6 protein-coding genes are annotated in these 5,776 nt (G+C 64.8%); 3 read left to right on the top strand and 3 right to left on the bottom strand.

Going from position 1 to position 5,776, the window contains the following annotated elements:
• Both KGM94_RS22820 and KGM94_RS22815 read right to left on the bottom strand, forming a co-directional pair.
• Positions 1–262 (bottom strand): DUF6505 family protein (locus KGM94_RS22820; RefSeq protein ID WP_300264358.1); only part of this gene is annotated, 262 nt, incomplete at its 3' end.
• Positions 259–984, bottom strand: coding sequence for a biotin/lipoate--protein ligase family protein (locus tag KGM94_RS22815; RefSeq protein ID WP_300264357.1), 726 nt, complete (start codon positions 982–984; stop codon positions 259–261). The genes KGM94_RS22815 and KGM94_RS22820, both read right to left, overlap by 4 nt.
• 179 nt (positions 985–1,163) lie before the next feature.
• On the opposite strand from KGM94_RS22815, the gene KGM94_RS22810 reads away from it, so the two are divergent.
• Complete coding sequence (locus KGM94_RS22810; protein WP_300264356.1) at positions 1,164–3,134, top strand: 4Fe-4S binding protein; 1,971 nt, start codon at positions 1,164–1,166, stop codon at positions 3,132–3,134.
• A gap of 403 nt (positions 3,135–3,537) precedes the next feature.
• Here the strand turns inward: KGM94_RS22810 and KGM94_RS22805 are convergent, their stop codons facing one another.
• Complete coding sequence (locus KGM94_RS22805) at positions 3,538–4,830, bottom strand: c-type cytochrome (protein ID WP_300264354.1); 1,293 nt, start codon at positions 4,828–4,830, stop codon at positions 3,538–3,540.
• Positions 4,831–5,073: 243 nt separating this feature from the next.
• Between KGM94_RS22805 and KGM94_RS22800 the strand changes: the two genes are divergently transcribed.
• Together KGM94_RS22800 and KGM94_RS22795 are read left to right on the top strand one after the other, a co-directional pair.
• The gene (locus KGM94_RS22800; RefSeq protein ID WP_300264352.1) at positions 5,074–5,364 is read left to right on the top strand and encodes a hypothetical protein; all 291 of its coding nucleotides are present in this window, start codon (positions 5,074–5,076) and stop codon (positions 5,362–5,364) included.
• A gap of 273 nt (positions 5,365–5,637) precedes the next feature.
• Positions 5,638–5,776 (top strand): ferredoxin family protein (locus KGM94_RS22795; protein ID WP_300264360.1); only part of this gene is annotated, 139 nt, incomplete at its 3' end.

Here is a 5,776-nt window from a genome sequence, read left to right as displayed (position 1 = left end):
CAAGCTGCCTGGCCAGGAGTTCGACCAGGTTGCGATAGTCGTCCTCGGTGGCGGGGACGATCTGCGCGAGGGTCGACCAGCCCCAGGACTGCACTCCGAGGAAACCTCCACGAAAGGCCGCGCGCTCCTTACCCTGCAGCCCGGCAGGGTCGCGTTCGCAGAACCGGAAGCCACCGGAGACCGCCCATTCGCCGGGCTCGGCGGGCGCATCGAACACGAACGTGTCGGACGGATCGAGCGCGATGGTGCGCAGGAGCTTCACAGCCGTGGCCCTCCGAGCCGCGGATCGAGCCAGGATGGCGTCGCGAGTGCCGTCGTGAGCTCGATTCGCTCGGTCACGTCCGTGCCGATGCGGCGCGTGAGCAGGCCGCCATGCTCGTCGATTCGGCGCACGGTTTGTCGTTCGCGCGGCATGCGGCTCAGATATTCGCGCGCAACGCCATCGAAGCCGTCGATCCGCCAATTGTCGAACGCCAGCATCAGGTATCTGGAAAAGCTCTCCGTCACCTGCGCAGCCCCCGCCTCGCCGAACCCTTCTTCGTCCAGCGCCGAGGCGAGCGGATGAACGCCTGGCTCCCCGTCGGTCATTGCGACGGTCCGGATCATGGCGCCGAACACGAGCCAGGCAGGCGGTTCGTCCTCATCGGCCGACATGGGCCATCCCAGCCGCCCCCCACCGACCAGCCCTCCATCAATTCGCACGCCATCCGGCCAGTCGATCGCGACCGCCTTGTTGGGCGGCGCGTAGGCTCGCAGGGCATCGGTCAGGGCAACCATGCCGGCATAGAAGGCGCGCCGAGCGGTGCGTAGCGGCTCGTCCGGCTGGAGCACGACGGCAAACTCCGCGAGGTCGAAGCGGCCGACATAGACCAGCGTGCCGGCGCCGCTCTCTGTTGCGATGCGACATGCGTGGGCAAACGCGTCGCCGCCCTCCCGTAACCGGACCAGAGTGAACGGCGGCGGCAACCGGATCGGTTCCGCCACGGAAACGTGATTGGTTGGGGTCGACGGCAGGCCGTCCTCCGCTATCCTTTTCTTGCCCGTGGAGAATGTCTATACGAGGTGCAGGTGAGGCGCGAGTCCGCCGTTCACGCCGCCTTGCGGGAGAGGTTAAGCTGGAGCAGCCGCCGAAGACGATCCTGATCTGCTCGTGCGAGGACACCATGCGTCTCGACACGGCCGCCGTCCGGCGTGGGTGTCCCGACAGCGACGTCAAGACGTTCCGTCACCTCTGCGGTGCAGAACTCGAGCATTTCCGCGATGCCGCCAAGGCACCTTGTGCGTTGACGGTCGCCTGCACACAGCAAAGCGCCCTGTTCAGAGACGAGGCCGGCGAACGCGACGACGACATTCGTTTCGTGAACATCCGCGAGAGCGCGGGTTGGTCGCGCGAAGGCGCGCAGGCGGGTGCGAAGATGGCGGCGCTGCTTGCCGCGGCATCCATCGCGGCACCGGACTATCCCCTGGTCACGCTGGCAAGCGACGGCGTCATCCTGATCTACGGGCGCGATGAGACCGCGATCGAAGCCGGCCGGCTGCTCGCCGATCATCTCGACGTCACGGTCATGCTCAAGCAGGCCGGAGACGTCACGCCTCCGGCAGCGACGGCCTTCCCGATCGTGAAGGGGACGATCAGGAACGCAAAGGGACATTTCGGCGCCTTCGAGCTTGCGATCGACGACTATGCCCGCCCCCGGCCCTCGTCGCGCGATCACTTCCTGTTTGACGCTCCCCGCAACGGCGCAACTTCGCGCTGCGATCTCGTACTCGACCTGTCGGGAGGAACTCCGCTGTTTCCGGCGCACGATCTGCGCGACGGCTATTTGCGCGCCGATCCCGGAGACCCCGCGGCCGTGCTCCGTGCCGTGCTGACCGCGCGCGATCTCGTCGGCAGCTTCGACAAGCCGAAATACATCGACTTTGCGCCCGGGCTCTGCGCCCATTCGCGCTCGCAACTGCCGGGTTGTCGCCGTTGCCTGGATCTGTGTCCGACCGGCGCGATCACGCCCAATGGCGACCATGTCGCGATCAACGCGGAAGTCTGCGCAGGCTGCGGGCAATGCGCGGCGGCCTGCCCGACCGGGGCAGCATCCTATGCCTTGCCGCCGGCGGATACCCTGTTGCGACAAATCCGCGCCATGCTGCTCGCCTATCATGAGGCCGGCGGCGCAACTCCGGTTCTGCTCCTTCATGACGGCCAGCACGGCGCTTCCTTGATCGATGCCCTTGCCCGCCACGGCGACGGCCTTCCGGCCAACACGCTTCCTCTCGCCGTCAACGAGCTCACACAGGTTGGGCTGGACGCGCTCGTCGGCGCGTTCGCCCATGGAGCGGCGGTCGTACGGTTTCTGCTGCGCGCCAAGCCACGGCATGATCTGACCGGGCTGTCGCAAACGATCGCCATGGCCGAGGCTATTCTTGCCGGCCTGGGATTCGACGGAAGGCGTGTCGCCACGATCGAAACGGACGACCCCGATGCACTCGGCGCGCAGCTCACCGGCATCGGAGCGCTCGCGACGGTCGAGACGCCTTCCACCTTCCGAACGGTCGGCAAGCGGCGTGAGCTGCTTCGATTCGGCCTGAGCGAGTTGCATCGCCTGGCGCCCAGACCGGTCGACGTCATTGTCCTGCCAAAGGGTGCGCCGATCGGCGCGATCGAGGTCGAGGCGGATGGATGCACGCTGTGCCTGTCCTGTGTCTCGGCCTGTCCGACGGGCGCGCTTCGCGACGATCCCGAACGCCCCGTTCTCAAATTCGTGGAAGATTCCTGCGTGCAATGCGGCCTCTGCCAAAGCACCTGCCCGGAGAAGGTCATCACGCTCAAGCCGCAGATCGACTTCGGCGCAGGCCGCGCGCCGGCGCGCGTGCTCAAGGAAGAGGAGCCTGCACTCTGCGTTCGCTGCGGGACGCCGTTCGGCGTCAAGAGCACGATCGATCGGGTCGCTGCAAAGCTCGAAGGCCGGCACTGGATGTATCCGGCGGGAGACAGGCGGATCGACGCCGTCCGGATGTGCGCCGACTGCCGCGTCGTCGTCATGAGCGAGCAGCAATTCGATCCGTTCAAAGGCGTTCCGGAACGCACGCCGCCGCGTACGACGGACGACTATCTCCGCCAACGAGAAACCAAGGATTAGCAGCACCTTGGGCCGGTGCAGCGCGCCACTGCCGAGCGCACTACCTCCCCGTCTCCCTCGGGAAAACGAGCGATCGATCGTCGAAATCCTCAACGGGCAGGCTGCTCGTGGGCGTGGAACCAGCGATTCCCAACGGTGACTGTGTCCCAGCTCCGGCCACCGCGCCGCCGACCGAGCGGGAGTGTGATCGCATTGCGCCAGTTGCAACAGCGATGAGAGCGGCGAAAATCAGTCCCGAGAGCATCAGGCGCTTCATGTGAACCTCCATTGGTTCAGCGCATTTCGAGGCCCCTTGAATAATGCGATGTTCGATGTTCCCGCTGTGAGCCGCTTCACACCTCTCTTTTCGTTGATGTTCCGGTGAATGTGGGGCACCAGCGCACGAGAACGCCGCACCCCCGGCTCATTTCGATGTTGCGCGCGCAAGAAATTCCGTGAGCGCCCTGCGATCATCGACCGATCCGATCCGCTGCTCCGGCATCTTGGTGCCGGGCGTATAGGCATTGGGGCCCACCTTGAACAACTCGGCGACCGTCTCGGGCGTCCAGATGATATCCAGCCTCTTCAGGGCATCGGAAAACCTGTAGCCGGGCAGCGAGGCGATCTTGCGGCCGTACAGTCCGGCCAGTGTGGGGCCTGCGCGCGGCAGTTCCTTCTCTGACAAGGTGTGACACGCGACGCAGGCTCTGAACACGTCGGCACCCCGGTCGCCCGCATAGGCCGCCAGCGGATCGGCTGCCGTCCCGAGCAGGTGCGATCCCAGGGGCGCGCCACTGCGCGCATTCCAGCGCCGGATTTTTCCGTCGGCCCCGCCAGTCAGCAGGGTCGCATTGTCCGGCAAGAATGCAGCCGACCATACCGGGAGCCCGGGTCCGACGATCGTACGGAGCACGTTGCGCGTCTTGCGATCGATGATCGCAATGGTCCCCCCGACGCCCGCGGCGGCTATGAGCCTGCCATCCCCTGTGCCGGCCAGTGCCACGATGGGCGCAGGCCCCGCTTGCAGTTCGCCGGTCACCTCACCGTCGGACGTCAAGACGCGTATCTTGCCATCTGCGGCGCCAGTCGCGATCTCGCCGTCGCTCCCGACCATGACCGCGTTGAGCGGAGACGGCAAAGCGATCACCACTGGCGTCCCGGTTACCAACGGCCAGATTCTCAGCGTGAGATCGTAACCGACGCTCACGAGACGCCGCCCATCCGGCGTGAATGCAACACCGTTGACGTTCTGCGCATGGCCTTCGAGAACCTGTTGCGCACCATCGGCGAGCGACCAGACACGAACAGTGTGATCCCAGGAAGCCGATGCCAGCTTCGTTCCGTCAGGCGAGACGGTCAGCGAAACGATCGGAGCAGTGTGCCCCTCGAGGACCTGATCGGGCTGCTCTCGGCCGCGCGTCCAAATCGCGATCCGCGCGTCGGCGCCGGCCGTCGCCATGCGTCCATCCCTGAGAAAGGCGACCGCATTCACCGCATCCGAATGGAAGCGAAGAACCTGCTGCGCAGCCTCCGTCTCTTGCGACCACAGGATTGCGGAAGTGTCGAAGCTGCCCGACAGGATGCTGTGGCCATCACCGGAGACGGCGATTGCCTTCACGGGCCCGCCGTGGCCAGCCAGTTGCGCACACGCCGTTCCCGAACCGGACGAGAGCAAGACGGCGACGAGGATCGCAGAGAGACCCGAGGACAAATTCATCAGCCATTCCATGCAACTGCACTGAGGAAGCCGGCCCCCTCCCCCCTGAACGGGCGAGATTGGTGTCTTGCCGTACCGGCTCCATTTGTCAGGACCGAGGCCGCTCCGGTCAACTCTCCTTCATCTCTCGTACGCTCGCCCTGGTCGATCCGGACGAGAGCCGATTTCCAACCGGGGCTCCTTCGAAATTGATCCAGCGCAACAATGAACGTCGTCGGGCCGCTACCATGCCGAGCTGCAGCAATGGAGACGAGGCAGGCGCGTCACGCGAACGCAGGCGTCAGGGGTGACGGCATGCAAATGCGATCCAAGGCCTATCTGCAAATGATCGCGCGGTTACGGGCGGTCTGCGGCTTGATGCCGCCGAGCAAGGAGCCGCTCTCTCAGGAGGCCTCTCCACTGCTGATTCTCATCGCCGTGGTGCTCGGGCTGCTGCTCGCGATACTGGAAATCGACCTGCACAGCGCCGATCTCCAAGCGCTCGGGCTGATGGGCGATGCAGTCGCCATTGATCCCACCTTCAAGAGCCCTTAGCACCGGATTGCCGAGGGGGACGGGGTTTGTCCGGCGCGTGGTTGGCACGCTCGGGAGCTGCGCTGCTTGTGTCTGGATCTCGCTCACTCAGTGGCCCATGCCCGGCATGACCTCGCCGTTGTAGCTCTCAGGGTTCTCTTGGCCCTCCAATCTTCGATGCCGACAACCGGGTCCGATATAATGATGTATATTTCGTATTGCTTTTAGCCGCACAAAAGATGTACTTTATGTATATCTAATAGTGACGTCCGAGCGCGGCTGGAAGGCAGGACGATGACTCACGTCGTCACCGACAACTGCATCAAGTGCAAGTACATGGATTGCGTCGAGGTCTGCCCCGTCGATTGCTTCTATGTCGGCGAGAACATGCTCGTCATTCACCCCGACGAATGCATCGATTGCGGCGTCTGCG

This window comes from Bradyrhizobium sp. (genome assembly GCF_028868675.1).
In the GTDB taxonomy this organism is placed as follows: Bacteria; Pseudomonadota; Alphaproteobacteria; order Rhizobiales; family Xanthobacteraceae; genus Bradyrhizobium.
This window is presented reverse-complemented; position numbering and strand designations above follow the sequence as displayed.